Consider the following 25275-nt stretch of genomic DNA (forward strand, 5'->3'; position numbering starts at 1 on the left):
CATGCGCCGCCTGCTTGCCACTGTTGTGCTGTCATTGACCATGTTGGGCGCCGTTGCCGCGCCGCCAGCCTTCATCGCTGCCGACGTACCCGAGGCCCGCCTGGCGGGCGCGGGCGAATACACGTGGTTCGGCATGCGTATTTACCGCGCGCAACTGTGGGTGGGGCCGCAAGGCTACCAGGGCGCGGCATCCGAAACGGCGCCGTTTGTACTGGAACTGCGCTACGCGCGCGCGCTCGACGGCAAGAAAATCGCCGAAGCCAGCTACGAACAGATGCAGAAAATCGGCGCGGGCACGCCGGAGCAGCGCCTGGCCTGGCTGACCACCATGCAGCGCATCTTTCCTGACGTCAAGGAAGACCAGCGCATCGCGGGCGCCTACCGGGCGGGCATCGCGCCCGGTGTGCGTTTTTATCTCGATGGCAAGGTGCTGGCCGACGTGACGGATGGCGACTTCGCGCGCGCCTTCTTTGCCATCTGGCTCTCGCCGTCGACCACGGCACCGAAGCTGCGCGCGGCCTTGCTGCAGAGTGCGACGCCGCTGCCATGAACGCCGGGGCCAGCGCCTTGACCTTGCCTGCCTTGTTCAGTTATGGCCTGTTCGGCCTGCCGCTGGCCATGCTGGCGCTGCCCATCTATATATATGTGGCGCCGTTTTATGCGCAGCGCAGCAGTCTTGACCTGGCGCAAATCGGTGCCGTGCTGCTGGCGGCACGCATCGCCGCCGCCTTCATCGATCCTGCCCTCGGTGTCTGGATGGCGCGTGGCGGGCGCGGCTATGCAATATATGTTGGCGCCTCGCTGCCCTTGCTGCTGCTGGGCTTTGCTGCCCTGTTCCATCCGCCGGCCATGCGGGAAGCTGCCACCCTGGCCTGGTTCCTGGCCGCCTTGCTGCTCGTGTATGCCGCCTATGGCCTGGCCGGCATCGCGCACCAGAGCTGGGGCGCGGCCCTGAGCCAGCTGCGCGCGCAGCGGGCGCGGGTGACGGCCGTGCGCGAAGGCTGCGGCTTGCTCGGCGTGATCCTGGCAGCGGGGCTCACTTCCGTGCTCGGCTATGACGGCTTGTCGCTGGCCTTCGCCGTCTGCCTGCTGGCGGCGGGTGCGCTGCTGCTGGCGCGCGCGCCGCGTCCGGTGTTGCGCCAAGGCCCGCAGGCGCTGCCCGCTGGCGCCTGGCGCCTGCCGTTTCGCCAGCGCGCCTTTCGCTGGCTGTTTGCCGTCTTGCTCGTCAATGGCGTGGCGGCCGCCATTCCCGCCACCCTGTTCCTGTTCTTTGCCACTGACTACTTGCGCCTGGGCCATTACGCAGGGCCCTTCCTGATCGTCTACTTTTGCGCGGCGGCCGCCTCGATGCCCGTGTGGGTGGCCCTGGCGCGACGCTTTGGCGAAGCCCGTGCCTGGTGTGGTGCCATGCTGTTGGCCGCAACCGTGTTTGTCTGGGCGTATGGCCTGGGCGCGGGCGCCGCCTGGGGCTTTGCCGCCATCTGTCTGCTGTCGGGCCTGGCGCTGGGCGCCGACCTGGCCTTGCCGCCGGCCCTGCTGGCAGGGCTGATCGGCGCGGCCGGTCATGCCGGGCGGCACGAAGCGGCATATTTCGGCTGGTGGAACTGGGGCGTGCAGATGAGCCTGGCGTTGGCGGCCGGTATCGCCTTGCCCCTGCTGGCCTGGCTCGGCTATGTGCCGGGCAGCAGCAAAGGCTTGCCGGCCCTGGCTGCCGCCTACGCCTTGCTGCCCTGCGCCTTGAAACTGCTGGCGGCGTTACTGTTGTGGCGTGCACCCTTGCAACATATATATAGTGACCACCTGGAGAATCGCGCATGCGCTTCATGAGTTATTGCCAACGCCGTTTGCCGCTGGCGGTCCTGATGCTGGCGCTGGCCGCCTGCTCCACGCCGCCCACGCCGGCCACGTATGCGCAGGAATTGCCCATACTGGATTTGCAACAGTATTTCAATGGCACGCTCGATGCCCACGGCATCTTCCAGGACCGCTCCGGCAAGGTGGTCAAGCGCTTCACCGTGGTGATGCGGGCCAGCTGGGTGGGCGAGACGGGCACCCTGGATGAAGACTTCACGTATTCGGACGGCAGCCGCCAACGGCGCGTGTGGACCTTGCGCAAGACGGCGCCCGGGCGCTTCATCGGCACGGCGCCCGACGTGATCGGGGAGGCTGTCGGCGAAGTGGCCGGCAATGCGCTGCGCTGGCAATACGTGCCGGCGTTGCCCGTCGATGGCACGGTTTACCACGTCGACTTCGAGGACTGGATGTTCCTGATGGATGACAAGGTCATGCTGAACCGGGCCGCCATGAGCAAGTTCGGCTTCAGCCTGGGCGCCGTCACTTTATCGTTCAGCAAGCGTCCGCAGGCGGCCCCATGAATCGCAAGGTTACCAGCTGGGCCGGCAAGCGCGTATGGATCATCGGCGCTTCCAGCGGCATCGGTGCCGCGTGCGCCACCTTGTTGCTGGAGCAGGGCGCCAGCGTGGCCTTGTCAGCCCGCCATCGCGCCAGCCTCGAGCGGCTGTGCGAGGGACAGGCGCTGGCGCAGGCATTGCCGCTCGATATCACTCAGCACGCGCAGCTGCGGGCCGTCTGCGTAGAATTGCAGCAGCAGTGGACGCATATCGACCTGATACTGGTGGTCGCCGGCGGCTATCAGGCCATGCGCGCCGATAGCTTCGACCTCGAGGCGGCCCAGGGCTTGCTGGTCCTGAATGTGGGCGGCGTTTTCAATTGCCTGGAGCAGGCCTTGCCGTGGCTATTGCGCCAGGGCAGTGGCGGCATCGGCATCGTCGCTTCGGTGGCCGGTTATGGCGGCTTGCCCAAGGCGCTCGCGTACGGCGCCAGCAAGGCGGCGCTGATCAACCTGACGGAGTCGCTGTACCTGGACTTGCATCCGCGCGGTATCGGCGTGTATCAGATCAATCCTGGCTTTGTCGCCACGCCCCTGACCGCGGACAACGATTTCACCATGCCGGCCCTGATGACGGCGCGTGACGCGGCCGCCGCCATGCTCGGCGGCATCGAGCGGGGCCAGTTCCACATCCACTTTCCCAAGCGCTTTACCAATGTCATGCGCCTGGCGCGGCTGTTGCCCTACCGCGCCTATTTTTGGCTGATCCGCAAGGTGACGGGCGTATGACTACAAGGATGCTGGACACGGAAGGCATGGAAGAGGCGCTGGTGCGCCTGGTGGCGTTTTACGAACACCTGAGCCTGGAGGGCCTGGCCCAGCTGGGCGCCGTGTATGCGCCAGACGCCCATTTCAAGGACCCGTTCAACGAGGTGGTGGGGCATGCCGCCATCCTGGCCATCTTCGAGCACATGTTTGTGCAAGTCGATGCGCCACGGTTTGTCGTGCTGGAAAGCCTGGGGCAGGGGCAGCAAGCGTTCCTGACGTGGGAGTTTCGCTTCCGCATGAAACGCCTGGTATCTGGCGAACAGTGCATTCGTGGCGCAACCCATGTGCGTTTCGATGCGCAGGGACGGGTGGTATTGCACCGCGATTATTGGGATGCGGCGGAAGAATTGTATGAAAAACTGCCGGTGCTGGGCCCTTTCATGCGCATGCTCCGCCGCGCAAGCCAGCGTTAAGGCTGATTCTTGATGCTTATAAGCAAAAAATGCGAAAAAGAAAAAGTAAATTGTGTGGTATCGGGGCGGCGAAAACTTGATTTAGGTCAATGTGTCGTTTTTTAGACACAAATATATCGAAATATTGAGAAGGCAACATTGTAAGAATTTGTTTCAACTGATGCGCAATTTGCAAGCAAGAGTCGTCCTCATCGGTTCTAGGCGGGTGGCTGAAGAGTTAGCCGGAAAACATGGAAAACATTTCTATGTGAGCAATTTAAATTACCGGAAAGTCAGTAATTGTGTTGATACTCTGCCTATTTTCCTGAAGCGCGCGCCGACGTCAAAAATGGCGTCTACGCCCCTGAATAATGCGGCAACGCACCAAAACAGAGCGTGATATTTCCCGTTTTTGGGCATCCGGCAGCAAACATTGGCGATGCCGTGTATGCTTCGTTCCGTTTATCCATTATCGCCTGACAAATTGTGCGCTTTGTCGCGTAAGTCATGAAGGGTAAATGATGGGTAAAGCATGTTGATGTTTTAATCACGCGCCTGATACTGTTGCACTAATACAACGGGTGTCGACAAGGCATGCGCTATGATGGAATGGTCAATCAGGCCAATGCATTGGTTGGCAAGGGGCACTGGCTCTGTCGCGTAGTACGGTTGGCGATGGCCGGGATGCCTGAAAAAGCACTCGGCCTGGTACCGGAAGTAACATGTTGGAACTTGATGGAATGTGAAACGGTCGTTATAGTGCCGCTTCCGGTGCCCTTTGAGCACCGAACCGGCGCATGAAAATACGGTCGCTCTGCAGCCTTCAAGCTTATCGGTGCAATAGCGTGCCGATACCGATGTGAATTGTTCCCCTGACCGGAACAGCAATGTGGCAGGTGGAGACCTTGCCCTCACTCATAAAAAGCGCTCTGTTAGAGCGCAGCTCGAGATGCATAGGCTGTATTACTTTTTGCTTCAAAAATTAAAGGAAATCGCAATGAAAAAAACTCTGATCACCCTGGCAGTTCTGGCAGCAGCCACTGGCGTAGCCCAAGCTCAATCGAGCGTTGTTATCTACGGTACCGTTGACGCTGGTTTCGTCAGCGAGCGCGGCGGTGTTAACGGCAACGTTAACAAACTGGACAGCGGCATTGCTTCGGCTTCCCGTATCGGCTTCAAAGGCACCGAAGATCTGGGCAGCGGCCTGTCGGCACTGTTCGTTCTGGAATCGGGCTTCGGCGTTGACAACGGTCAACAAGACGTTGCAGGTACCTTGTTCAATCGTCAAGCTTACGTTGGTCTGAGCAGCAAAACGACCGGTACCTTGACCCTGGGTCGTCAATACACCCCTTGGTACAACACCCTGTCGAAAGTTGCTGATCCATTCGCAGCTGGCTACGCTGGTTCCGCTAAAAACTTGTTCCCAGCGAACACCCGCACCAGCAACACCGTGCTGTACACCTCGCCAAACTTCAACGGCTTTGACGCTGACGTGGCTTACACCTTCGGCGAAAACGCGGAGTCGAACAAAATCGGCCGCAAAATCGGCGCGTCGGCTGGCTACTCGAACGGTCCTTTGAACGCTCGTATCGCTTACAACAACACCGCTAACGACACCGCGCTGACCGAAACCGGTAGCGGCCGTAACTACCTGGCTGCTGTTAACTACGATTTCGCAGTTGCAAAAGCTTACGTCGCTTACGGCGTGAACAAAGGCCAAAACAGCGCCATCCGCAACAACGGCAACGTTAACGCGTTTAACTACACTTCGGCTGGCTTCAGCACCGACAGCAACAACATCCTGGTCGGCGCAACCGTACCTGTTGGCCCAGCTGGCACCGTGATGGCTTCGTACATCAAGACCAACGACAAAGGCATCGCTAACGCTGATGCTGATCAATGGGCACTGGGTTACTCCTACGCTCTGTCGAAGCGCACGAGCACCTACGCTTCGTACGCCAAGATCAAAAACAAAAACGGCGCAGGCTACACCGTTGGTAACAACAGCAATGTTGGTACGGGCGACAAAGCCTTCAACGTTGGCGTTCGTCACTCGTTCTAATATTCGCGCAAGCGAAGCTTAGTACCGCTGCCAGCATCCCTTCGGGGATGCTGATAAGCAAGGAAACGCGCTGTCTGGCTTCGGCCTGGCAGCGCGTTTTTGCATGTGCGGCGCCAGTTATAATGGCGCCGTTACTCAAGTAAAGGAATGCCATGTATTCATTCACCTCGCCGCGCCTGGCCGCCTTGCTGGCCGCGCTGCTGCTCGCTGGCGCCACGGGCGCCGCTGTCGCTGCCGTCAAGGGCAAGAAGCCGGCCGGACTGGAGCGCTACGGCGTGGCCGTCTACTCCGACCTGTGCCTGCAAAAGGATAGCGGCGAAATCGGCGGCCAGCGCGTGACGCTGCACCGCTTTGCCGAAGCCGATTCCGTCATCTATGAATTCACGGCAGGCGCCCTGAGCTGGCCCATCGTGGCTAACGACGTCAATCTGGACGCCGCCACGGGCGCCTTCGACTTCACCATCGCCGGCGCCGACAGCGAAGAGCGCACCATCGTCGGCAAGTTTTCCAAAGATGGCCAGACCCTGACCCTGGAAGGCGATTACTGCGGCGGCAACGTGCGCATGCCGATGAAACTGAGCCGCGTGCGCGATTTCGGCCGTCCCCTGAAGCATTGCACGCCATGCCCGCCGGTGCCGCAAGCGCCCGCCGAGGCAGTGCCTGCCGAGGAAAGCGCGCCAGTGCCCGCCGCCTGAGCGATAGCTGCTGTTAAAAAGAAAAAGGCCCGGTATCGACCGGGCCTTTGTTATTTCTCGCCTTGCAGGAGGCTTATTTGGCGGCCTGCGCCTTTTCCGCCGTGGCGCGGATAGTGGCCAGCGTCGCGTTCGGCGTGATCAGGTTGCCGTCGTAGCGCAGTTCGATCAAGGCCGGCAAGTTGTTGGCCTTGGCGTGCGCCAGCGCCCGTTGCAGGGCGGGGGCGAACGCTTCTGTCGTATTCACCACTTCGCCATGCGCGCCATACGCTTGCGCCAGCGCCGCAAAATCCGGGTTGTGCAGGGTCGTGCCCGACACGCGGCCCGGGTAGTCGCGCTCCTGGTGCATGCGGATGGTGCCGAACATCTGGTTATTGAAGACGATGATGACCACGCCCGCCTGGTATTGCACGGCCGTGGCCAGCTCCTGGCCATTCATCATGTATTCGCCATCGCCGGCGAACGTGATCACGGTGCGCTCCGGGTGCACGATCTTCGCCGCCACGCCGGACGGCACGCCGTAGCCCATGGCGCCGTTGGTTGGCGCCAGCTGGGTGCGCATGCCGCCGTAGCGATAGAAGCGGTGCGCCCACGAGGCGTAATTGCCGGCGCCGTTCGTCAGGATGGTGTCAGCGGGGGCCTGCGCCATGATCTCTTGCGTGACTTGCCACAGGTCCAGCGGCGCCTGGCCATCCTGGAAGATGGGTGGGCGCTCCTGGTAGGCGGCCAGCTCGGCCTTGGCTTCGGCTGGCGTATGCTGCCAGGCGGATGCATCGACGGGCGCCATGGCGGCCAGCATGGCGCAGACTTGCGGCATGCCGCTGTTGATCATCAGCTCGGCCTGGTAAACGCTGCCCAGTTCCTCGGCATCCGTATGGATGTGCACCAGGCGTTGGCGCGGCACGGGCGAGTCGAACAGGGTGTAACCGCCTGTCGTCATTTCGCCCAGGCGCGGGCCGATGGCGATGACCAGGTCGGCGTTTTTCACGCGCGCGGCCAGTTTCGGGTTGATGCCGATGCCGACGTCGCCGATGTAGTTCGGGTGGGCATTGTCGAGCAAGTCCTGGAAACGGAAGGCGCAGGCGACGGGCAGGTGGTTGGCTTCAGCGAACTGCTGCAGGTCGGCGCACGCTTGCGGCGTCCAGGTGGTACCGCCCAGCAAGACCAGCGGCTGCTTCGCGGTCGCCAGCATGCCGCGCAACTGCTGCAGCTGGGCGTCCGATGGCGCCGCCTGCACGGGCTGGTAGGCGCGCGTGTCGGCCACCGTGGCCAGCGCAATGAGCATGTCTTCCGGCAGGGCCAGCACGACGGGGCCGGGACGGCCGCTGGTGGCAACCTGGAAGGCGCGCGCCAGGTATTCGGGAATGCGCTCAGCGCGGTCGATCTGCGCCACCCACTTGGCCATCTGGCCGTACATGCGGCGGTAGTCGATTTCCTGGAATGCTTCGCGGTCGACGAAATCATTGCCCACCTGGCCGATGAACAGGATCATCGGCGTGGAATCCTGGTAGGCCGTGTGCACGCCGATCGAGGCGTTGGTGGCGCCCGGTCCCCGCGTGACGAAGCAGATACCCGGCTTGCCCGTCAGCTTGCCGTAGGCTTCGGCCATGAAGGCGGCGCCGCCTTCCTGGCGGTTGATGATGAAGCGGATGCCCGAATCGTGCAGGGCGTCGAGCACGTCGAGGTAGCTTTCGCCAGGCACGCCAAAGGCGGTGTCGACACCGTGGATCTGCAGGGCATCGACCAGGATCTGGCCGCCGGTACGGGGTTGTTGCGTCATGTTCGGCTCTTTATATTCTAGTGGGTGGCAAAGAAATGGGGCAAGCGGTGCGCATGCGCCTGCATGCAAGCAGCTTGCCTCATTCTATGTGAGCCGATTTGGCCCGGCTTTTGAAATGGCGACACCGAATTACACAATCCCCCGGGCCGGGACCCGACGAGGGGCCCGGCGAGCGGTGTCGCGCGTGCACAGGCCTTTTTGCAGAAACATGCTGCGGCGCGGTACAATGGCGGGTGAAGCAGGCCAGACAGTCGCTGGCCGGCGCAGCAATGCGCTGGCGGGAGGAAGGTCCGGACTCCATAGAGCGGGGTGACGGTTAACGGCCGTCCGTCGAAAGCCGCAAGGTATAAGGCGAGGAATAGGGCCACAGAGACGAGCGTATTAAGTTACGGTGAAACGCGGTAACCTCCACCTGGTGCAATTTCAAATAGGCACGCGATGATGCTGCTCGCGGAGCGTGCGGGTAGAAAGCTTGAGCGCCCGAGTAATCTGGCGCCTAGAGGAATGACTGTCATAGCGCCAACCTGCAAGGGAAGGCGCCGTAACAAAATCCGGCCTACCGGCCTGCTTCACTTGAATTCCTGTTTCCTGGCTTGCCAGGGAGCGTATCGCCCACAGCGTTTTTCATGCTGTGGGCCGTCCAAAAGGCCCCCGCAACGGGGCTTTTTTTGTTTCTAAAAATATAGCATCCACGATAAAGTTGTATAGACAACTAAAAATGAACAATTGGTTAAAGTTTCCTGTTTACAATTAATTGCTGCGTTGCAAAAATAGTTTTCCTGCGACAGGCTAGGCCCGGAAAACAGGGGCGATACGCGCCAAGGATGATTTTCTTTTGCTTTAAACCAAGTCTTTTCCGATGCTTGATTGCTGTTGTGTCCGGATGACGAAACTATTGTCATGTGTCAACTAACTGTAAAAAATTCAATTTTTTGATTTCGTTTTTTTCGATGTTTACGGTAGGAAAACACATGTGTGCAGATGAGGTAGCACATTCACTATCTTTCATAAGTATCTAATTTATCGATATATTTTTATTTGAGACTCCTTCAACGATATGCGCTAAGTCCTTAATTTCATTAATAAAATTCCTGTTTTGCCAATCGGAAACCGCTTGACCACTATCTTTGCTTCCTCTAAAGTGGGCAACTGTGTGAAAAAGTGTGTTTTTGTGGGAAATTTTCCCTTTTCATCGCGATGCGCAAGCGTCGCAACCCAAGCTCAAAAAGGTCTTCCGTGTTTCAAGGCGCGTCCGCAATCAATCTCGATGCCAAAGGCAGGATGTCTATCCCTGCCAAGCACCGTGACGCGCTGGCGATTCAATGCGAAGGCCGCTTGACACTCACCAAACACCCCGATGGCTGCCTGCTGTTTTTCCCCCGTCCCGTGTGGGAAAGCCACCGCCAGCAAATCGCCGCCTGGCCCATGTCGGCGCGCGCCTGGCAGCGCATCTTCCTCGGCAACGCCGTCGACGTCGAGCTGGACTCGGCGGGCCGCGTGCTGATCTCGCCCGAATTGCGCAACGCCGTCGGACTGGCGCGCGAAGTCATGATGATCGGCATGGGCAGCCACTTTGAAATATGGGATGCCGCCAAGTTGGCCGACAAAGAACAGCAGGCGATCGATGCCGGCACCCCCGATGTACTTTCCAATTTTTCTTTCTAAGGCTCCGTAATGACACAACTCACGGTGCCGGAATTTCAGCATCGCACGGTGCTGCTCGATGAAGCGGTCGATGCGCTCGACCTGTCGGGCGACCGCGCGCACGGCATTTATGTCGATGGCACGTTTGGCCGCGGCGGCCATAGCCGATTGATCTTGTCGCGCCTGGCGCCCGACGCGCGCCTGATCGGCTTCGACAAGGATTTGCAAGCCATCGCCACGGCCGAACAGATCGGCGACCCCCGCTTTGAAATCGTCCACGACAGTTTTGCCACCATGACGGCCAGCTTGGCCGAACGCGGCGTGCAGCAGGTCGATGGCATCCTGCTTGACCTGGGCATCTCGTCGCCGCAAGTCGACGACGCGGCGCGCGGTTTCAGCTTCCGCAACGACGGACCGCTGGACATGCGCATGGATACCACGCGCGGCATCTCCGCGGCCGAATGGCTGGCGGTGGAAACCGAGCAGAATTTAGAGAAAGTGATACGCGATTATGGGGAAGAACGGTTTGCTTTTCAGATTGCAAAGGCGATTGTTGCTGGCCGGGCAGTCCAGCCAATTTCAAGCACACGACAGCTTGCCGGCATCGTGGCAGGCGCCGTCAAGACCCGCGAGAAGGGTAAGGACCCCGCTACCCGCACCTTTCAGGCCATACGCATTTTCATTAACAAAGAGCTCGAGGATCTCGAGATCGGTCTGAGCCAGGCGTATGCCTGCCTGGCGCCCGGCGCGCGCATGGCCGTGATCAGTTTTCACTCGCTGGAAGACCGCATGGTCAAGCGCTTCTTCGCCTCGAAGGCGAACGTGGAGCAGCCTGACCGCCGCCTGCCGATCCGCGCGGTCGACTTGCCGCAGCCGGAAATGAAGCTGATTTCGAAGATGAAGCCGTCCGACGCCGAGATCGAGGGCAATCCGCGCTCGCGTTCGGCCGTGATGCGCGTGGCGCAGCGTTTGCCCATTCCAGTTCGTGGCGGCGCCCGATGACTGGCAAGCTGTGTGTCGTGCTGTCGGCCCTGCTGGTGTGCTGCGGCCTGTCGCTGGTGAATGCGCAGTATCAGTCGCGCCACTTGCTGATCGACCTGGAGCGCGCGCAAGCGCTGTCGCGCCAGCTCGACATCGACTGGGCGCAACTGCAGCTGGACCAGTCCACTTTGGGCAAGCATGAACGCATCGAATCGATCGCGCGGCGCGACCTGAGCATGACGCCGCTGACGGCGGCGCGTACGCAATACCTGACGGAGGGCGAATAATGAAGTTGGGCGGTAATAGCAACGGCCGGGTGGCGGCATCGAAAGGCGTGCCATTCTCGAAGAACCCCGTACTGGCGGTGCGTCTGCCCGTCTGGCGTTCGCGCGTCGTGCTGTTCCTGCTGTTCTTCGCTTTCGCCGGCCTGGGTGCGCGCGCGCTGTGGCTGCAGGGCGTATCGACGCAGTTCCTGCAAAAGCAGGGCAAGGCGCGCTATGAGCGCACCCTGGAATTGCCGGCCACGCGCGGCAAGATCACCGACCGCAATGGCCAGGTGCTCGCCTCGTCCGTCCCCGTGAAAGCCATCTGGGCCATTCCCGACGACGTGCTGCAGGCATCGCCCGAAAAAATCAATGCGCTGGCCGGCCTGCTGGAAATGAATGTCAACGAATTGCGCAAGAAACTCGATTCGGACCGCAGCTTCGTTTACCTGAAACGCCAGGTCGAGATGGACGTGGCCGACAAGATTTCCAAGCTGGGCATCGACGGCATCGACGAGCGCAAGGAATACAAGCGCTTCTATCCACAGGGTGAAGTGATGACCCACGTGGTGGGCTTTACCAACGTGGAAGACGTGGGCCAGGAAAGCATGGAACTGGCGCAGCAGAAAACCCTCGTCGGCACCACCGGCAGCCGCCGCGTGATCAAGGACCGCCTGGGCCACATCGTCGAAGACATCGGCTTCATCCACGAACCGCATGACGGCAAGGACCTGACCCTGTCCGTCGACAGCAAGATCCAGTACATCGCCTTCACGCAGCTGAAGGAAGCGGTGGAGAAATTCAACGCCAAGGCTGGCGGCGCCGTGGTGCTTGACGTGCACACGGGCGAAGTGCTGGCCCTCGCCAATTACCCGAGCTACGACCCGAACGACCGCCGCAAGCTGACGGGCCAGCAGCTGCGCAACCGCGTCATGACCGATACTTTTGAGCCCGGTTCGACCCTGAAGCCGATCACGGTGTCACTGGCGCTCGATACGGGCCGCGTCAAGCCGGGCACCCTGATCGACACGGGCCCGGGCCGCTACACCATCGCCGACCGCACGATCACGGACACCAAGCCGCACGGCGTGATCAATGTCTCGGAAATCATCGAGATGTCGTCGAACATCGGCACTTCGAAAATCGCGCTGGGCATGCCGTCGCAGGAAATGTGGGAAATGTTTACCAAGGTCGGCTTCGGTCAGCAGCCGAAATGGGGCTTCCCTGGCGCCGTGGCCGGCCGCGTGCGTCCGTATAAATCGTGGCGTCCGGTGGAGCAGGCCACCATGAGCTACGGTAACGGCATTTCCGTGTCGCTGATCCAGCTGGCGCGCTCTTATATGATGTTCGCGCGTGATGGCGACACGATTCCCCTGTCATTCCAGAAAGTCAATGAACTGCCCGTGGGCCAGCAAGTGATCAAGCCGAAGACGGCCGCCGAAATGCGCGCCATGCTGGAACTCGTGGTCTCCGGCGCGCACGGCTCGGCCAAGCGCGCCCAGGTTGCCGGCTACCGCGTGGGCGGCAAGACGGGTACCGCCTATAAAGTGGAAAACGGCCGCTACGCGATGCCGCGCAAATACATCGGCTCGTTCGTGGGAATGGTGCCGATGTCGGCGCCGCGCTTCATCATTGCCGTGATGATCGATGAACCGACCGGCCCCGCCCACTATGGCGGCCAGGTTGCCGCTCCCGCTTTCGCGGCGATTGCGACCAACGCGCTGCGCGCGATGAACGTACCGCCCGATTCCTCCGTTACCGAAATCGTGGTCCCGGCCAATGCCGGCCCGGAGGCCATGTGAAGTCACTCATGACCATACAAGACATCAGTTTGTGGATCAAAGCGGCTGCCCCGTCCGGGCAGCTGACGTCCGATTCGCGCCGTGTGCAGCGCGGCGACGTGTTTTTCGCCTACGCGGGCGCCACCCATTTCATCGACGCCGCCATCGAGCAGGGCGCCGCCGCCATCGTGCATGATGCCGTCGAGTGGAACGCCGCATGGGCCGTGCCGCACCTGCTGGTCAGCGACCTGAAACGCCAGGCCGGTCCCGTGGCGCATGCTTTCTACGACATGCCCGACAGCGCCATGTTCAGCGCCGGCGTGACGGGCACGAATGGCAAGACTTCGTGCGCGCTGTGGCTGGCGCAAGCCATGGCGCGCCTGGGCGAAACCTCGTCCGTCATCGGGACCCTGGGCGTGGGCTTGTGCAAGCCGCGCGGCGCCATCGAATTCGACGTCACCGGCTACACCACGCCGGATGCCGTGCTGCTGGCGCGCAAACTGGCCGCCATGCGCGACGCTGGCGCCAAGGCCGTTGCCATTGAAGTGTCGTCGATCGGTCTGGACCAGGACCGCGCGGCCGGCATGCATTTTGATGTCGCCATGTTTACCAATCTGACGCGCGACCACCTCGACTACCATGGCGATATGGCGGCCTACGAGGCGGCCAAGGTCAAGCTGTTCGACTGGCCCGGCCTGAAAACAGCCGTCATCAACCTGGACGACCCCATGGGCCTGCGCCTGGCGCGCCACGTGGACGGCAAGCTGGCGGGCGAGTACCCGGTCATCGGCTATACCTTGCAGGATGCGGCAGCCTTGCCCGACCTGCCTGGTGTGCTGATGCTGCGCGCCAGCCAGTTCCGCAGCCGCAATGCCGGCACCGACTTCCACCTCGAATGCGCGCTGGGCGTGGCGCTGGTCAAGACGCAGCTGGTGGGCCACTTCAATATCAGCAACGCGCTGGCCGTGCTGGGCGCCTTGCTGGCGCACGGCACCGGCCTGCGCGCCGCCATCGACGGCATCGAATCCCTGCAGCCGGCCCCGGGCCGCATGCAGCAGGTGGGCGGCCAGGAAGCGCCGATGGTCGTCATCGATTACGCGCATACGCCGGACGCGCTGGAAAAGACCCTGGCTGCCTTGCGCCAGGTGGCGCAGGAGCGGGGCGGCCAGTTGTGGTGCGTGTTCGGTTGCGGCGGCGACCGCGATCCGGGCAAGCGTCCGCAGATGGGCGCCATCGCGCAGCTGGCCGATCACGTGCTGGTCACCAGCGACAATCCGCGCAGCGAAGATCCGCACGCCATCATCGCGCAGATCGTCGCCGGCATGCGTGCCGACGGTCCGCAGCCGCAAGCCATCGAAGACCGTGCCGGCGCCATTTTGTCGGCCATCAAGCACGCGGCCAAGCCGGACGTGATCCTGTTGGCGGGCAAGGGGCATGAGCCGTACCAGGAAATCAAGGGCAAGAAACTGCCGTTCTCCGATGCCGACCATGCGCAGCTGGCCTTGTCCGCGCGCCTGACGATGATGAGGACGAACTGATGGATAGCCTGATGCACGCAAGCCTGCTCGAACTGATGCCGTCGCTGGATGGCGCGCAGCTGACGGGCGACGCATCCTTTGATGGCGTCTCCACCGACAGCCGCAGCGCCCAGGCCGGCTCGCTCTTCGTTGCCCTGCGCGGCGAGAGTTTTGATGCCCACGATTTCCTCGACCAGGTGGCTGCGCGCGGCGTCGCCGCCGTGGTGGTCGAGCGCCTGCCCGAAGGCTGGGACAGCGCCAAGGTACCCGCCATCGTGGTGGCCGATACCCTGGTGGCGCTGGGCCGCATCGCCAACCATTGGCGCGGTCGCTTCAATTTACCCGTCATCGGCGTCACCGGCAGCAATGGCAAGACCACTGTCAAGGAAATGATTGCGGCCATCCTGGCGGCGGCCTTTGGCGAAGAAAGCCGTTTGGCCACGCGCGGCAACCTGAATAATGAAATCGGCGTGCCATTGACGCTGTTCCGCCTGAGCGCCGCGCACAAGGCGGCAGTCATCGAGATGGGCATGAACCATCCGGGAGAAATCGCCCGCCTGGCCGCGATTGCCGCGCCTACCCTGGCGATGGTCAACAACGCGCAGCGCGAGCACCAGGAATTCATGCATACGGTGGAAGCGGTGGCGCGCGAGAACGGCGCCGCGCTGGCGGCCCTGGCGCATGACGGCGTGGCCGTCTTCCCGCATGGAGATGAATTCACGCCCGTGTGGCGCGAATTGGCAGGCGCACGCGCCGTCATCACCTTCGGCCTGTCGAAAGAGGCGGACGTGAGTTGCACGCACCGCGCGGCCGAGGATTTTGGCAGCGACCTGTTCGTCAGCGTGCGGGCACAGGATGGCAGCTTGCGTCAGTTTTTTGTCGGCTTGCAGGCGGCGGGCGAACACAATGTGCGCAATGCGCTGGCGGCCGTGGCATGCGCGATTGGCGCCGGCATCGCGCCAGAACATATCAAGCAGGGCCTGGAGGCGTTTTCTCCCGTGAATGGCCGGCTGCAGAAAAAACGGGCCGCCAATGGCGCCACCATCATCGACGACACGTATAACGCCAATCCTGATTCGGCGCGCGCGGCCATCGATGTGCTGGCGCAGGCCGCGGCACCGCGCATCCTGGTGCTGGGCGAGATGGGCGAAGTCGGCACGCAGGGGCAGCAGTTCCACGAAGAGATCGGCGCCTACGCCGCCGCCAAAGGCATCGAACACGTGCTGGCGACGGGCGGACTGGCGCGCCATCTGGCGAATCCGGCGCAGGAATCCGCCAGCCAGGAATCAGGCACGGTCGTGGAGTATTTCGAACAGTTCGACGGTTTGCTGGCGGCGCTCGATGCGCATTTGTCCGGCCGTTCGGATGCAACAGTATTGATCAAGGGCTCCCGTTTCATGAAGATGGAACGGGCCGTGCAGCATTTGATTGGTTCAAACAACAATAACAAGGAAGCTCACTAATCATGCTGCTCTGGCTCGCTCATTATTTCCAGGACGACATTGGCCCACTGCGGGTCTTTAACTTCATCACGTTCCGCGCCGTCTTCGCCACCCTGACGGCGATCTTGATCGGCCTGTGCGCCGGTCCCGCCGTGATCCGCATGCTTACGCGCATGAAGGTCGGCCAGGCCGTGCGTACGGACGGCCCGCAAACGCACCTGAAAAAACACGGCACCCCCACCATGGGCGGTGTGCTGATCCTCATCGCCATCGGCATTTCCACCTTGCTGTGGGCGGACCTGTCGAACCGCTTCATCTGGCCCGTGCTGATCGTCACCTTGGGCTTTGGCGCAGTCGGCTGGGCCGACGACTACCGCAAGGTGGTGCACCAGGATCCGGAAGGCATGCGCTCGCGCGAGAAATACTTCTGGCAATCGCTGATCGGCATCGCCGCCGCGTTTTACCTGGCGTTTTCCGTCTCCATCTCCGAGCCCAATGCTGGCCAGGTATGGAATCTGATCTACGCCTGGGTGCAATCGGGCTTCGCCATGGACTTGCCGCCGAAGGCCGACCTGATCGTCCCGTTCTTCAAGACCATCAGCTATCCGCTGGGCGTATGGGGCTTTATCGCGCTGACCTATTGCGTCATCGTCGGCACCAGCAACGCCGTCAATTTCACCGATGGCCTTGACGGCCTGGCCATCATGCCGACCGTGATGGTGGGCACGGCCCTGGGCCTGTTCGCCTACCTGACGGGTAACGCCACGTATGCGCGCTACCTGTTCATCCCGCACATCCCGGGCGCTGGCGAACTGGTGATCTTCTGCGGCGCGCTGGCCGGTTCCGGCCTGGCCTTCCTCTGGTATAACACGCACCCCGCGAAAGTGTTCATGGGCGACGTGGGCGCGCTGGCACTGGGCGGCGCACTGGGCACCATCGCCGTCATCGTGCGCCAGGAAATCGTCCTGTTCATCATGGGCGGCATCTTCGTCGTCGAAACGCTGTCCGTGATCATCCAGGTCGTCTGGTTCAAGTACACCAAGAAGCGCTATGGCGCGGGCCGCCGCGTCTTCCTGATGGCGCCGTTGCATCACCATTTTGAACAAAAAGGCTGGAAGGAGACGCAGGTTGTCGTGCGTTTCTGGATCATCACCATGATGCTGGTGCTGCTCGGCCTGACCACCTTGAAGCTGCGCTGATGATGTACGACGCTAAAACCGCACTGGTACTGGGCCTTGGCGAGTCGGGGCTGGCCATGGCCCTGTGGCTGGCCCGAAGCGGTGCCTGCGTGCGCGTGGCCGATACGCGCCAGGCTCCCGAGCGCCTTGCAGCGTTACAGGCCGCCGTGCCGCAGGCGCAGTTCATCGCCGGCGCCTTCACGGCCGAATTGCTCGATGGCGTCGATTTCGTCGCCGTCAGCCCTGGCCTGGCGCCGGGCCGCGAACTGGCGCAGATTGCGCCTGCCGCACTTGAGAAAAATATCCCCGTGTGGGGCGAGATCGAACTGTTCGCGCAGGCCCTGGCCGCGCTCAAGGCGGAACGCGGCTATGCGCCGAAAGTCATCGCCATCACGGGCACGAATGGCAAGACGACCGTCACCAGCCTGGTAGGCTTGCTGTGCGAACGCGCGGGCCTGGCCACGCGCGTGGCTGGCAATATCAGTCCCGCTGCGCTGGACGTGCTGCGCGAAGTGCTCGATGCGGAGCCTGCGCCGCAGCCTGTGGATGCGGAAGCTGAAGTGGCGGAACCCGTCGCCAGCACCTTGCCGCAGGCGTGGATCCTGGAATTGTCCAGCTTCCAGCTGCACACGACGTTCAGCCTGCAGGCCGACGCGGCCACGGTCCTGAATCTGTCGCAGGATCACCTGGACTGGCATGGCAACATGGCTGCCTACGCTGCCGACAAGGCGCGCATCTTCGGCGAGCAGACCGTGCGCATATTGAACCGCGACGACGCGGCCGTGATGCACATGGCCGACCCGCTGACCGAAACGATCACCTTCGGCACGGGCGAACCCGTGGAAGTGGACAGCTTTGGCCTGGTGAATGAACGGGGCATCTTCTGGCTGGCGCAAGCCGTGCCCAGCGAAGAAGTGGTCGAGAAAAAACGCAGGAAGAATGATCCGGCGCCGGAACCGGTGCCGACGATGGCCAAGAAACTGATGCCGGCCGACGCGCTGAAAATCCGCGGCCAGCACAATGCCTCGAATGCGCTGGCGGCGCTGGCCCTGTGCCGCGCCATCGGCTTGCCGTTCGCGCCGTTGCTGCATGGCTTGCGCGAATACCAGGGCGAGCCGCACCGCGTGGAACTGATCACGGCCGTGAATGAAGTCGAGTACTACGACGACAGCAAGGGCACGAATGTGGGTGCGACGGTAGCCGCCCTGTTCGGCCTGGGCAAGGCGTTTGGCGGCGCGGAACAGCGCCTGGTGCTGATCGCCGGCGGCGACGGCAAGGGGCAGGATTTCTCGCCGCTGGCTGAACCCGTGTCGCGCTATGTGCGCGCCGTGGTGCTGATCGGCCGCGATGCGCCGGCCTTGCGCGCGGCGCTCGAACCGGCCGGCGTGGACATCATCGACTGCGCCACCTTGCCGGAGGCCGTCAAGCGCGCCAGCGGCCTGGCGCTGGCCGGCGATGCCGTGCTGCTGTCGCCCGCCTGCGCCAGCCTGGACATGTTCAAGAACTATGCGCACCGCGCGCAGGTGTTTGTCGGCGCCGTGCGCGACATCGCCCTGGAAAACGGACAGGATATCTGATGGCCTTCCAACTGCCCTTCAGCTTTGGTTCCGGCTCGGCTGCCAAGCCGCTGGATAGCCGCGCGCGGCAGTCGAAGATGATGGACTATGACAAGCCGCTGGTGTGGGTCGTCCTGCTGCTCATGTTGCTGGGCATGGTGATGGTGTATTCGGCGTCGATCTCGCTGTCGGATGCGCGCAAGTTCGCCGCCTACACGAACAATTATTTTGTCGTGCGCCAGGCGCTGTTCATCGGTATTTCGATCGTCGTTGGCGCGCTGGTATTTCGCATCCCCGTCGCCACCTGGCAAAAGATGGCGCCGTGGCTGTTCATCGGCACCCTGGTGCTGCTGGTGATGGTCTTGATACCGGGCCTGGGCGTGTCGGTCAATGGCGGCCGCCGCTGGCTGAACCTGCCGGGCCTGCGGCCGCAGCCGTCCGAGCTGATGAAGGTGGTGATGGTGCTGTACGCGGCCGATTACACGGTGCGCAAGCAGGAGTATATGCACAAGCTGACCAAGGGCTTCATGCCGATGGCGCTGGCTGTCAGCTTCGTCGGCTTGCTGCTGCTGATGGAGCCCGATCTTGGCGCCTTCGGCGTGATCGTCTGCATCGCCATGGGCATCCTGTTTTTGGGCGGCGTGAACGCCATCTGGTTCGGCGGCATCGGCGCCATGCTGACGGCGATCTTCGTCACCATCATCGCCTTGTCGAAATTCCGCCGCGAGCGGTTTTTTGCGTATCTCGATCCGTGGCAGGAAGACAATGCGCTGAACAAGGCTTACCAGCTGACGCATTCGCTGATCGCCTTCGGACGCGGTGAATTGTTTGGCGTGGGACTGGGCGGCAGCGTGGAAAAACTGCATTATCTGCCCGAAGCGCATACGGACTTTTTGCTGGCCGTGATCGGCGAGGAGCTGGGCCTGGTGGGCGTGCTGATCGTGATCGGCATGTTCTACTGGATTATCAAGCGGGCATTTGACATCGGCCGCCAGGCGATCGCCATCGACCAGACCTTTGCCGGCCTGACGGCGAAAGGCATCGCCATCTGGATCGGCGTGCAGACCTTCATCAACATGGGCGTGAACCTGGGCCTGCTGCCGACCAAGGGCCTGACCTTGCCCTTGATGAGTTATGGCGGCACGGGCGTACTGATTAACTGTATCGGCCTGGCGATTTTGCTGCGCATCGATTATGAAAACCGGATCCTGATGCGGGGAGGCCGGCTATGAACAGCGTGACGAACTTGAAAACGACGAAAAGACTGATGATCATGGCGGCCGGCACCGGCGGCCATATTTTCCCGGGCCTGGCGATTGCGCAGACCATGCGCGCGCGCGGCTGGGAAGTGAGCTGGCTGGGCACGACCCACGGCATGGAGCAGGAACTGGTGCCGAAAAGCGGCATTCCCATGGATGCCATCGCGTTCTCCGGCATGCGCGGCAAGGGCCTGGCGCACACGGTCAAAGGCGGCTTCAAGATGCTGGCCAGCTTTTTTGCCATCCGCCGCTTCATCGCCAGCCGCAAGCCGGACGTGGTGATGGGCATGGGCGGCTACGTCACCGTGCCGGGCGGCCTGATGGCGCGCCTGAAGGGCGTGCCGCTGGTGCTGGTCAATGCCGACGCGGCGCTGCTGCTGTCGAACAAGACCCTGGTGCCGCTGGCGCAGCAGGTGTGCTTCGGCTTTCCCGCCGATTTCGGCAGCGCCGCCGGCAAGGCCGTCGTCACCGGCAATCCCGTGCGCGCCGAGATCCTCGCCATGGCGCCGCCGGCCACGCGTTTCGCTGGCCGCAGCGGACCGTTGCGCATCCTGGTGGTGGGCGGCAGCCTGGGAGCGAAAGCGCTGAACGACAATCTGCCCGCCGCGCTGGCGCTGATGCCGGAGGGCGAACGCCCGCTGGTGACGCACCAGTCGGGCAAGAAGAATATCGACGCCCTGCATGCCGCATATGCGCAGGCGGGCGTGCAAGCCAATGTGGTCGACTTCATCGACGACATGGCCAGGGCGTATACCGAGGCCGATCTGGTGATTTGCCGTGCGGGCGCCATCACCCTGTCGGAATTGACGGCGGCCGGCGTGGCCAGCGTGCTCGTGCCGCTGGTGGCGTCGACCACCAGCCATCAGCGCGACAACGCGCAATGGATGGCAAAACAAGGCGCGGCGATTCATCTGCCGCAGACGGAAATGAGTGCGGCGTCGCTGAGCACCCTGCTGGCATCGCTGAGCCGCGATACCTGCCAGCATATGGCGCAAGCGGCACTGGCAGCAGGCAAGCGCGACGCCAATGAGGCGATCGCACACGTATTGGAAAAACTGGCATGAGGTTAGCTCTGTGAAGCATAAAGTAAACAATATCCACTTTGTCGGCATTGGCGGCAGCGGCATGAGCGGCATCGCCGAAGTGCTGGTCAACCTCGGCTACAAGGTGTCGGGCTCCGACCTGGGCAGCAATGCGGCGACGCAGCGCCTGGCGAGCCTGGGCGCGACCGTCATGCTGGGTCACGCGGCCGAGAACATCGGCGACGCCGATGCGGTAGTGACGTCGGGCGCCGTCCCGCAAGACAATCCTGAAGTGGCGGCCGCGCGCGCGCGCAAGATTCCGCTGGTGCCGCGTGCCGTGATGCTCGGTGAATTGATGCGCCTGAAGCGCGGTATCGCCATCGCCGGCACGCACGGCAAGACGACAACCACCAGCCTGGTCGCTTCCGTGCTGGCGCAGGGCGGTCTCGACCCGACTTTCGTTATCGGCGGCCGCCTGACCAGCGCCGGCGCGAACGCCAAGCTGGGCTCGGGCGACTACCTGGTAGCCGAAGCCGATGAATCGGATGCCTCGTTCCTGAACCTGACGCCGATGATCGAAGTGATCACGAATATCGACGCCGATCACATGGACACCTACGAGCACGATTTTGAAAAGCTCAAGCAGGCTTTCGTGCAGTTCACGCACCGCTTGCCTTTCTATGGCCGCGCCATGCTGTGCATCGACGATCCGCACGTGCGCGCCATCATCCCGTCCGTCACCAAGCCCGTCACCACCTACGGTTTCGCGGAAGACGCGCAAGTGCGCGCCATCAACGCGCGCGCCGTGGGCCTGGAAATGCATTTCACCGTGCTGCAGGAAGGCTATCCGGACCTCGACGTGGTGCTGAACCAGCCCGGCATGCACAATGTGCAGAATGCCTGCTCGGCGATTGCCATCGCGCGCGAAATCGGCATCGCCGACAGCGCCACGCAGCAGGGCCTGGCCGAGTTTTCCGGCGTGGGCCGGCGCTTCACGCGTTACGGCGACGTGGCGCTGCCGAACGGCGGCACTTTTGCGCTGGTCGACGATTTCGGCCACCATCCGGTGGAAACGGAAGTGACCCTGGCCGCCGCGCGCGCCGCCTATCCTGGCCGCCGCCTGGTGCTCGCATTCCAGCCGCACCGCTACAGCCGCACGCGCGATCTGTTCGAGGATTTCGTGAAAGTGCTGGGCGCGCCCGACGTGCTGCTGCTGTCCGAAGTGTATGCGGCGGGCGAAGCGCCCATCGTCGCCGCCGACGGCCGCGCACTGGCGCATGCGCTGCGCGCGCGCGGCAAGATCGAACCGATTTTCGTCGAATCCATGAAAGACATGGCCGACACCATCATGAGCGTGGCGCGCGACGGCGATGTCGTGCTGACCATGGGTGCCGGCTCGATCAGCGGCATCCCGCAACAACTGACAACGTATCCATCCAACACTGTAAAGGCCTGATGTGAACCAAGCTTCAGCTATCGACGTAAAACAATTGGGCAAGGTCGGCGTCCTGTTCGGCGGCAGCTCGGCCGAGCGCGAAGTGTCGCTGATGTCCGGCACGGGCGTGCTGGCCGCTTTGACAAGCCGCGGCGTGGACGCGCACGCGTTCGACACGGGCGAACGCAGCCTGGCCGAACTGGCCGCTGAACAATTCGACCGCGTCTTCATCGCGCTGCACGGCCGCTTCGGCGAAGACGGCAGCCTGCAGGGCGCGCTGGAGCAGCTGGGCATTCCCTACACGGGCAGCGGCGTGATGGCCTGTGCGGTGGGCATGGACAAGGTTTACACCAAGATGATCTGGCTGATGCACCAGCTGCCAACGCCAAAGTACGCGGTGCTCGATGACAGCTCCGACCTGGCCAAGGTCGCCGCGGAACTGGGCTTGCCGCTGATCGTCAAGCCGCCGCATGAAGGTTCGAGCATCGGCATCACGACGGTCAACCAAGCATCGGCCTTCCAGGCGGCCTACGACATCGCCGCCGGCCTCGATGATTCGGTGCTGGCCGAGGAGTTCATCAAGGGCCGCGAGTTCACCGTCGCGATCCTGGGCAAGGGCGCCACTGCGCGCGCGCTGCCGCCGATTGAAATCGTCGCGCCGCAAGGCAATTACGATTACCAGAACAAGTACTTCACGGACGATACGCAGTATTTCTGCCCGCCGCAGCTGGACCCGGCGATCGTGGCGGAGATGGAGCGCATCGCCGTGGCAGCCTACCGCGCCCTCGGCTGCGAAGGCTGGGGACGTGTGGACGTGCTGATGCGCGCGGCCGACAGCAAGCTGTTTTTGCTGGAAGTGAATACCTCGCCCGGCATGACGGGCCACTCGCTCGTGCCGATGGCGGCGCGCGCGGTGGGCATCAGCTATGAAGACCTGTGCCTGGAAATCGTCGCTGGCGCGCGTCTGAAAATGCACAAGGGACAGCGCTGATATGTGGCATGACGCTAAAAGCCTCAATACGACTGCCAACGGCTTGCTGGCCGCGGTTCTGGTCGTGTGCGTGGCCGCCGGCGTCTGGTGGGTGTCGCAGCGTCCCATGTTCGACCTGCGCACGATCAAGGTGGAAAGCGCGGACGACAAGGGCCTGCGCCACGTGAATTACCTGACCCTGCGCAGCGGCACTTTGGGCCGCATCAAGGGCAATTTCTTCACGACCAACCTGGAAAGCGTGCGCGGCGTCTTCGAATCGGTACCCTGGGTACGCCGTGCCAGCGTGCGGCGCGAGTGGCCGAACCAGCTGATCGTGGCGCTGGAAGAACACGAAGCGCTGGGCACCTGGGGCGAGGATGGACGCCTGCTGTCGGTCAAGGGCGACGTGTTTACGGCGAATGTGGCCGAAGCCGAAGACGACCATGAGTTGCCTGCGTTTGCCGGCCCCGATGGCAGCGAAAAGGAAGTACTGGCTACCTACGTGCAGCTGGCAAAGTGGTTTGCGCCGCTGAAGATGGTGCCGGAAACCCTGTCGCTGTCGAGCCGCTATGCGTGGACGGTGAAACTGGATAACGGCATGAGCGTGGCACTGGGACGCGAGCAAAATCACACGACGCTGAAAGCGCGGGTCGACCGGCTGGTGGGCATTTACCCGCAGCTGGCGAGCCGGCTGGAAAATATCGACACGATCGATATGCGCTACCAGAATGGCCTGGCGCTCAGTTCCGCCGGCCTGGTGATACCGGCCGAAGGCAAGGATGGAAAGCCAGTCATGAAGAAGAAAAACAGCAGTCCGATTAAAAAACCGACTTAACCCAATAATTTTAATTTATAGCCCATACAGTAGGCGACAGAAATGACAAAAGACGCGAAAAACCTGATCGTCGGCCTCGACATCGGCACCTCGAAAGTGGTGGCGGTGGTAGCCGAAGTGATGTCCGACGGGCGCCACGAAGTGATCGGGCTGGGCCAGCACGAATCGAAGGGCCTGAAAAAAGGCGTGGTGGTCAATATCGAGGCCACGGTGGAGTCCATCCAGCGCGCGCTGGAAGAGGCCGAGCTGATGGCCGACTGCAAGATCCGCAATGTGTACGCGGGCATTGCGGGCAGCCATATCCGCAGCTTCAATTCCAGCGGCATGGTGGCCATCAAGGACAAGGAAGTGACGGCGACCGACGTGGCGCGCGTCATCGAGACGGCAAAAGCGGTTAACATTCCGACCGATCAGCAATTGCTGCACACGGTGCCGCAAGAGTTCATCGTCGACAGCCAGGAAGATGTGCGCGAGCCTATCGGCATGAGCGGCATCCGCCTGGAGGTGAAGGTGCATATCGTCACCGGCGCCGTGTCGGCGGTGCAGAACATCGTCAAGTGCGTGCGCCGCTGCGGCCTGGAAGTGTCGGACCTGATCCTGCAGCCGATGGCGTCCGCCGATGCGGTGCTTACGCCCGACGAGAAGGAACTGGGCGTGGTACTGATCGACATCGGTGGCGGCACGACCGATGTGGCGGTATTTTCCGATGGCGCGATCCGCCATACGGCAGTCATCCCCATCGCCGGCGACCAGATCACCAACGACATCGCCATGGCCTTGCGCACCCCGACCGCGGAAGCGGAAGAAATCAAGATCCGCTATGGCGTGGCCAAGCAGGTCCTGGCCGACCCCGGCGAATCGCTGGAAGTGCCTGGCCTGGGAGACCGCGGCCCGCGCAACCTGTCGCGCCAGGCGCTGGCGGCAGTGATCGAGCCGCGCGTCGAGGAGCTGTTCGCCATGGTGCACCAGGTGGTGCGCGAATCCGGTTATGAAGGCGTGCTGTCGTCGGGCATCGTGCTCACGGGCGGCACCTCCATCATGCCCGGCATGGTGGAAATGGCGGAAGATATTTTCCTGAAACCGGCGCGCCTGGGCACGCCCGAGTATCGGGGACAGCTGGCCGACGTGGTGCGCAGTCCGCGCTATGCCACGGTATTGGGCCTGCTGCTGGAAGCGAAGAAGCAATACCTGCGCGGCCACATCGTGACGCGTCAGGACGGCTCGGTGAAGGCAGTCTGGCAGCGCATGAAGGAATGGTTTTTAGGGAATTTTTAAGGGCATGATTTTC

22 protein-coding genes and 1 other RNA gene are annotated in these 25275 nt (G+C 62.4%); 22 read left to right on the forward strand and 1 reads right to left on the reverse strand.

The window, feature by feature from the left end; all coding sequences use genetic code 11:
- Window position 1 precedes the first annotated feature (1 nt).
- From LSO07_RS05615 to LSO07_RS05645, 7 genes are all read left to right on the forward strand, one after another.
- On the forward strand, window positions 2-550 hold the full coding sequence (locus LSO07_RS05615; RefSeq protein ID WP_151092722.1) for a chalcone isomerase family protein: 549 nt from the start codon (window positions 2-4) through the stop codon (window positions 548-550).
- Window positions 547-1827 carry an MFS transporter gene (locus LSO07_RS05620; protein WP_151092724.1) on the forward strand — a complete coding sequence of 427 codons (1281 nt, stop codon included), beginning with the start codon at window positions 547-549 and terminating at the stop codon, window positions 1825-1827. The genes LSO07_RS05615 and LSO07_RS05620 overlap by 4 nt, the downstream gene beginning before the upstream one ends.
- Entirely contained in the window at window positions 1815-2375 is a 561-nt protein-coding gene (locus LSO07_RS05625; protein WP_318526551.1) for a DUF3833 domain-containing protein, read from the forward strand. The genes LSO07_RS05620 and LSO07_RS05625 overlap by 13 nt, the downstream gene beginning before the upstream one ends.
- Complete coding sequence (locus LSO07_RS05630) at window positions 2372-3139, forward strand: SDR family NAD(P)-dependent oxidoreductase (protein WP_151092726.1); 768 nt, start codon at window positions 2372-2374, stop codon at window positions 3137-3139. Before LSO07_RS05625 ends, LSO07_RS05630 begins: the two co-directional genes overlap by 4 nt.
- Window positions 3136-3591 (forward strand): nuclear transport factor 2 family protein, encoded by a 456-nt coding sequence (locus LSO07_RS05635; protein WP_151092728.1) that lies wholly within the window; start codon window positions 3136-3138, stop codon window positions 3589-3591. The genes LSO07_RS05630 and LSO07_RS05635 overlap by 4 nt, the downstream gene beginning before the upstream one ends.
- Before the next feature lie 976 nt (window positions 3592-4567).
- On the forward strand, window positions 4568-5632 hold the full coding sequence (locus tag LSO07_RS05640; protein ID WP_034784960.1) for a porin: 1065 nt from the start codon (window positions 4568-4570) through the stop codon (window positions 5630-5632).
- Between the two features lie 152 nt (window positions 5633-5784).
- The gene (locus LSO07_RS05645) at window positions 5785-6327 is read left to right on the forward strand and encodes a hypothetical protein (RefSeq protein ID WP_070278148.1); all 543 of its coding nucleotides are present in this window, start codon (window positions 5785-5787) and stop codon (window positions 6325-6327) included.
- A 73-nt stretch (window positions 6328-6400) separates the two neighbouring features.
- Here LSO07_RS05645 and LSO07_RS05650 read toward each other — a convergent pair whose 3' ends face one another.
- Entirely contained in the window at window positions 6401-8104 is a 1704-nt protein-coding gene (locus LSO07_RS05650) for a thiamine pyrophosphate-binding protein (protein ID WP_151092730.1), read from the reverse strand.
- Window positions 8105-8339: 235 nt separating this feature from the next.
- Between LSO07_RS05650 and rnpB the strand changes: the two genes are divergently transcribed.
- The 15 genes from rnpB to ftsA all read left to right on the forward strand — a co-directional run bounded on the left by rnpB (window position 8340) and on the right by ftsA (window position 25262).
- Window positions 8340-8679: RNase P RNA component class A (gene rnpB, locus LSO07_RS05655), an RNA gene on the forward strand.
- Between the two features lie 661 nt (window positions 8680-9340).
- Window positions 9341-9769 carry a division/cell wall cluster transcriptional repressor MraZ gene (gene mraZ, locus LSO07_RS05660; protein ID WP_034748899.1) on the forward strand — a complete coding sequence of 143 codons (429 nt, stop codon included), beginning with the start codon at window positions 9341-9343 and terminating at the stop codon, window positions 9767-9769.
- Between the two features lie 9 nt (window positions 9770-9778).
- Window positions 9779-10750, forward strand: coding sequence for a 16S rRNA (cytosine(1402)-N(4))-methyltransferase RsmH (rsmH, locus tag LSO07_RS05665; RefSeq protein WP_070258850.1), 972 nt, complete (start codon window positions 9779-9781; stop codon window positions 10748-10750).
- On the forward strand, window positions 10747-11016 hold the full coding sequence (gene ftsL, locus LSO07_RS05670) for a cell division protein FtsL (protein ID WP_034748894.1): 270 nt from the start codon (window positions 10747-10749) through the stop codon (window positions 11014-11016). Before rsmH ends, ftsL begins: the two co-directional genes overlap by 4 nt.
- Window positions 11016-12794 (forward strand): peptidoglycan D,D-transpeptidase FtsI family protein, encoded by a 1779-nt coding sequence (locus tag LSO07_RS05675; protein WP_034748891.1) that lies wholly within the window; start codon window positions 11016-11018, stop codon window positions 12792-12794. The genes ftsL and LSO07_RS05675 overlap by 1 nt, the downstream gene beginning before the upstream one ends.
- 8 nt (window positions 12795-12802) lie before the next feature.
- Window positions 12803-14311 carry a UDP-N-acetylmuramoyl-L-alanyl-D-glutamate--2,6-diaminopimelate ligase gene (locus tag LSO07_RS05680; protein ID WP_151092732.1) on the forward strand — a complete coding sequence of 503 codons (1509 nt, stop codon included), beginning with the start codon at window positions 12803-12805 and terminating at the stop codon, window positions 14309-14311.
- An 11-nt stretch (window positions 14312-14322) separates the two neighbouring features.
- Window positions 14323-15753: a UDP-N-acetylmuramoyl-tripeptide--D-alanyl-D-alanine ligase gene (locus LSO07_RS05685; RefSeq protein WP_151094039.1), complete on the forward strand. Its 1431-nt coding sequence runs from the start codon at window positions 14323-14325 to the stop codon at window positions 15751-15753.
- Between the two features lie 2 nt (window positions 15754-15755).
- On the forward strand, window positions 15756-16931 hold the full coding sequence (mraY, locus tag LSO07_RS05690; RefSeq protein ID WP_034784967.1) for a phospho-N-acetylmuramoyl-pentapeptide-transferase: 1176 nt from the start codon (window positions 15756-15758) through the stop codon (window positions 16929-16931).
- Complete coding sequence (gene murD / locus LSO07_RS05695; protein WP_151092734.1) at window positions 16931-18487, forward strand: UDP-N-acetylmuramoyl-L-alanine--D-glutamate ligase; 1557 nt, start codon at window positions 16931-16933, stop codon at window positions 18485-18487. The genes mraY and murD overlap by 1 nt, the downstream gene beginning before the upstream one ends.
- Window positions 18487-19698 (forward strand): putative lipid II flippase FtsW, encoded by a 1212-nt coding sequence (gene ftsW, locus LSO07_RS05700; RefSeq protein WP_034784970.1) that lies wholly within the window; start codon window positions 18487-18489, stop codon window positions 19696-19698. Before murD ends, ftsW begins: the two co-directional genes overlap by 1 nt.
- The gene (murG, locus tag LSO07_RS05705; RefSeq protein ID WP_071653277.1) at window positions 19695-20789 is read left to right on the forward strand and encodes an undecaprenyldiphospho-muramoylpentapeptide beta-N-acetylglucosaminyltransferase; all 1095 of its coding nucleotides are present in this window, start codon (window positions 19695-19697) and stop codon (window positions 20787-20789) included. The genes ftsW and murG overlap by 4 nt, the downstream gene beginning before the upstream one ends.
- 10 nt (window positions 20790-20799) lie before the next feature.
- Window positions 20800-22203 carry a UDP-N-acetylmuramate--L-alanine ligase gene (gene murC, locus LSO07_RS05710; protein WP_034784971.1) on the forward strand — a complete coding sequence of 468 codons (1404 nt, stop codon included), beginning with the start codon at window positions 20800-20802 and terminating at the stop codon, window positions 22201-22203.
- A gap of 1 nt (window position 22204) precedes the next feature.
- On the forward strand, window positions 22205-23173 hold the full coding sequence (locus tag LSO07_RS05715; protein WP_052140373.1) for a D-alanine--D-alanine ligase: 969 nt from the start codon (window positions 22205-22207) through the stop codon (window positions 23171-23173).
- A 1-nt stretch (window position 23174) separates the two neighbouring features.
- Window positions 23175-23987 carry a cell division protein FtsQ/DivIB gene (locus LSO07_RS05720; protein ID WP_034784973.1) on the forward strand — a complete coding sequence of 271 codons (813 nt, stop codon included), beginning with the start codon at window positions 23175-23177 and terminating at the stop codon, window positions 23985-23987.
- A 42-nt stretch (window positions 23988-24029) separates the two neighbouring features.
- Window positions 24030-25262: a cell division protein FtsA gene (ftsA, locus tag LSO07_RS05725; RefSeq protein ID WP_010394955.1), complete on the forward strand. Its 1233-nt coding sequence runs from the start codon at window positions 24030-24032 to the stop codon at window positions 25260-25262.
- Window positions 25263-25275: the final 13 nt, after the last annotated feature.

The organism is Janthinobacterium sp. PLB04 (assembly GCF_021165895.1).
In the GTDB taxonomy this organism is placed as follows: Bacteria; Pseudomonadota; Gammaproteobacteria; order Burkholderiales; family Burkholderiaceae_D; genus Janthinobacterium; species Janthinobacterium lividum.

Bases quoted from the DNA above. Each gene is read 5' to 3' on its own strand.
- LSO07_RS05615 (WP_151092722.1), top strand. From the start codon at position 2: ATGCGCCGCCTGCTTGCCACTGTTGTGCTGTCATTGACCATGTTGGGC.
- LSO07_RS05620 (WP_151092724.1), top strand. From the start codon at position 547: ATGAACGCCGGGGCCAGCGCCTTGACCTTGCCTGCCTTGTTCAGTTAT.
- LSO07_RS05625 (WP_318526551.1), top strand. From the start codon at position 1,815: ATGCGCTTCATGAGTTATTGCCAACGCCGTTTGCCGCTGGCGGTCCTG.
- LSO07_RS05630 (WP_151092726.1), top strand. From the start codon at position 2,372: ATGAATCGCAAGGTTACCAGCTGGGCCGGCAAGCGCGTATGGATCATC.
- LSO07_RS05635 (WP_151092728.1), top strand. From the start codon at position 3,136: ATGACTACAAGGATGCTGGACACGGAAGGCATGGAAGAGGCGCTGGTG.
- LSO07_RS05640 (WP_034784960.1), top strand. From the start codon at position 4,568: ATGAAAAAAACTCTGATCACCCTGGCAGTTCTGGCAGCAGCCACTGGC.
- LSO07_RS05645 (WP_070278148.1), top strand. From the start codon at position 5,785: ATGTATTCATTCACCTCGCCGCGCCTGGCCGCCTTGCTGGCCGCGCTG.
- LSO07_RS05650 (WP_151092730.1), bottom strand. From the start codon at position 8,104: ATGACGCAACAACCCCGTACCGGCGGCCAGATCCTGGTCGATGCCCTG.
- rsmH (WP_070258850.1), top strand. From the start codon at position 9,779: ATGACACAACTCACGGTGCCGGAATTTCAGCATCGCACGGTGCTGCTC.
- ftsL (WP_034748894.1), top strand. From the start codon at position 10,747: ATGACTGGCAAGCTGTGTGTCGTGCTGTCGGCCCTGCTGGTGTGCTGC.
- LSO07_RS05675 (WP_034748891.1), top strand. From the start codon at position 11,016: ATGAAGTTGGGCGGTAATAGCAACGGCCGGGTGGCGGCATCGAAAGGC.
- LSO07_RS05680 (WP_151092732.1), top strand. From the start codon at position 12,803: ATGACCATACAAGACATCAGTTTGTGGATCAAAGCGGCTGCCCCGTCC.
- LSO07_RS05685 (WP_151094039.1), top strand. From the start codon at position 14,323: ATGCACGCAAGCCTGCTCGAACTGATGCCGTCGCTGGATGGCGCGCAG.
- mraY (WP_034784967.1), top strand. From the start codon at position 15,756: ATGCTGCTCTGGCTCGCTCATTATTTCCAGGACGACATTGGCCCACTG.
- murD (WP_151092734.1), top strand. From the start codon at position 16,931: ATGATGTACGACGCTAAAACCGCACTGGTACTGGGCCTTGGCGAGTCG.
- ftsW (WP_034784970.1), top strand. From the start codon at position 18,487: ATGGCCTTCCAACTGCCCTTCAGCTTTGGTTCCGGCTCGGCTGCCAAG.
- murG (WP_071653277.1), top strand. From the start codon at position 19,695: ATGAACAGCGTGACGAACTTGAAAACGACGAAAAGACTGATGATCATG.
- LSO07_RS05720 (WP_034784973.1), top strand. From the start codon at position 23,175: ATGTGGCATGACGCTAAAAGCCTCAATACGACTGCCAACGGCTTGCTG.
- ftsA (WP_010394955.1), top strand. From the start codon at position 24,030: ATGACAAAAGACGCGAAAAACCTGATCGTCGGCCTCGACATCGGCACC.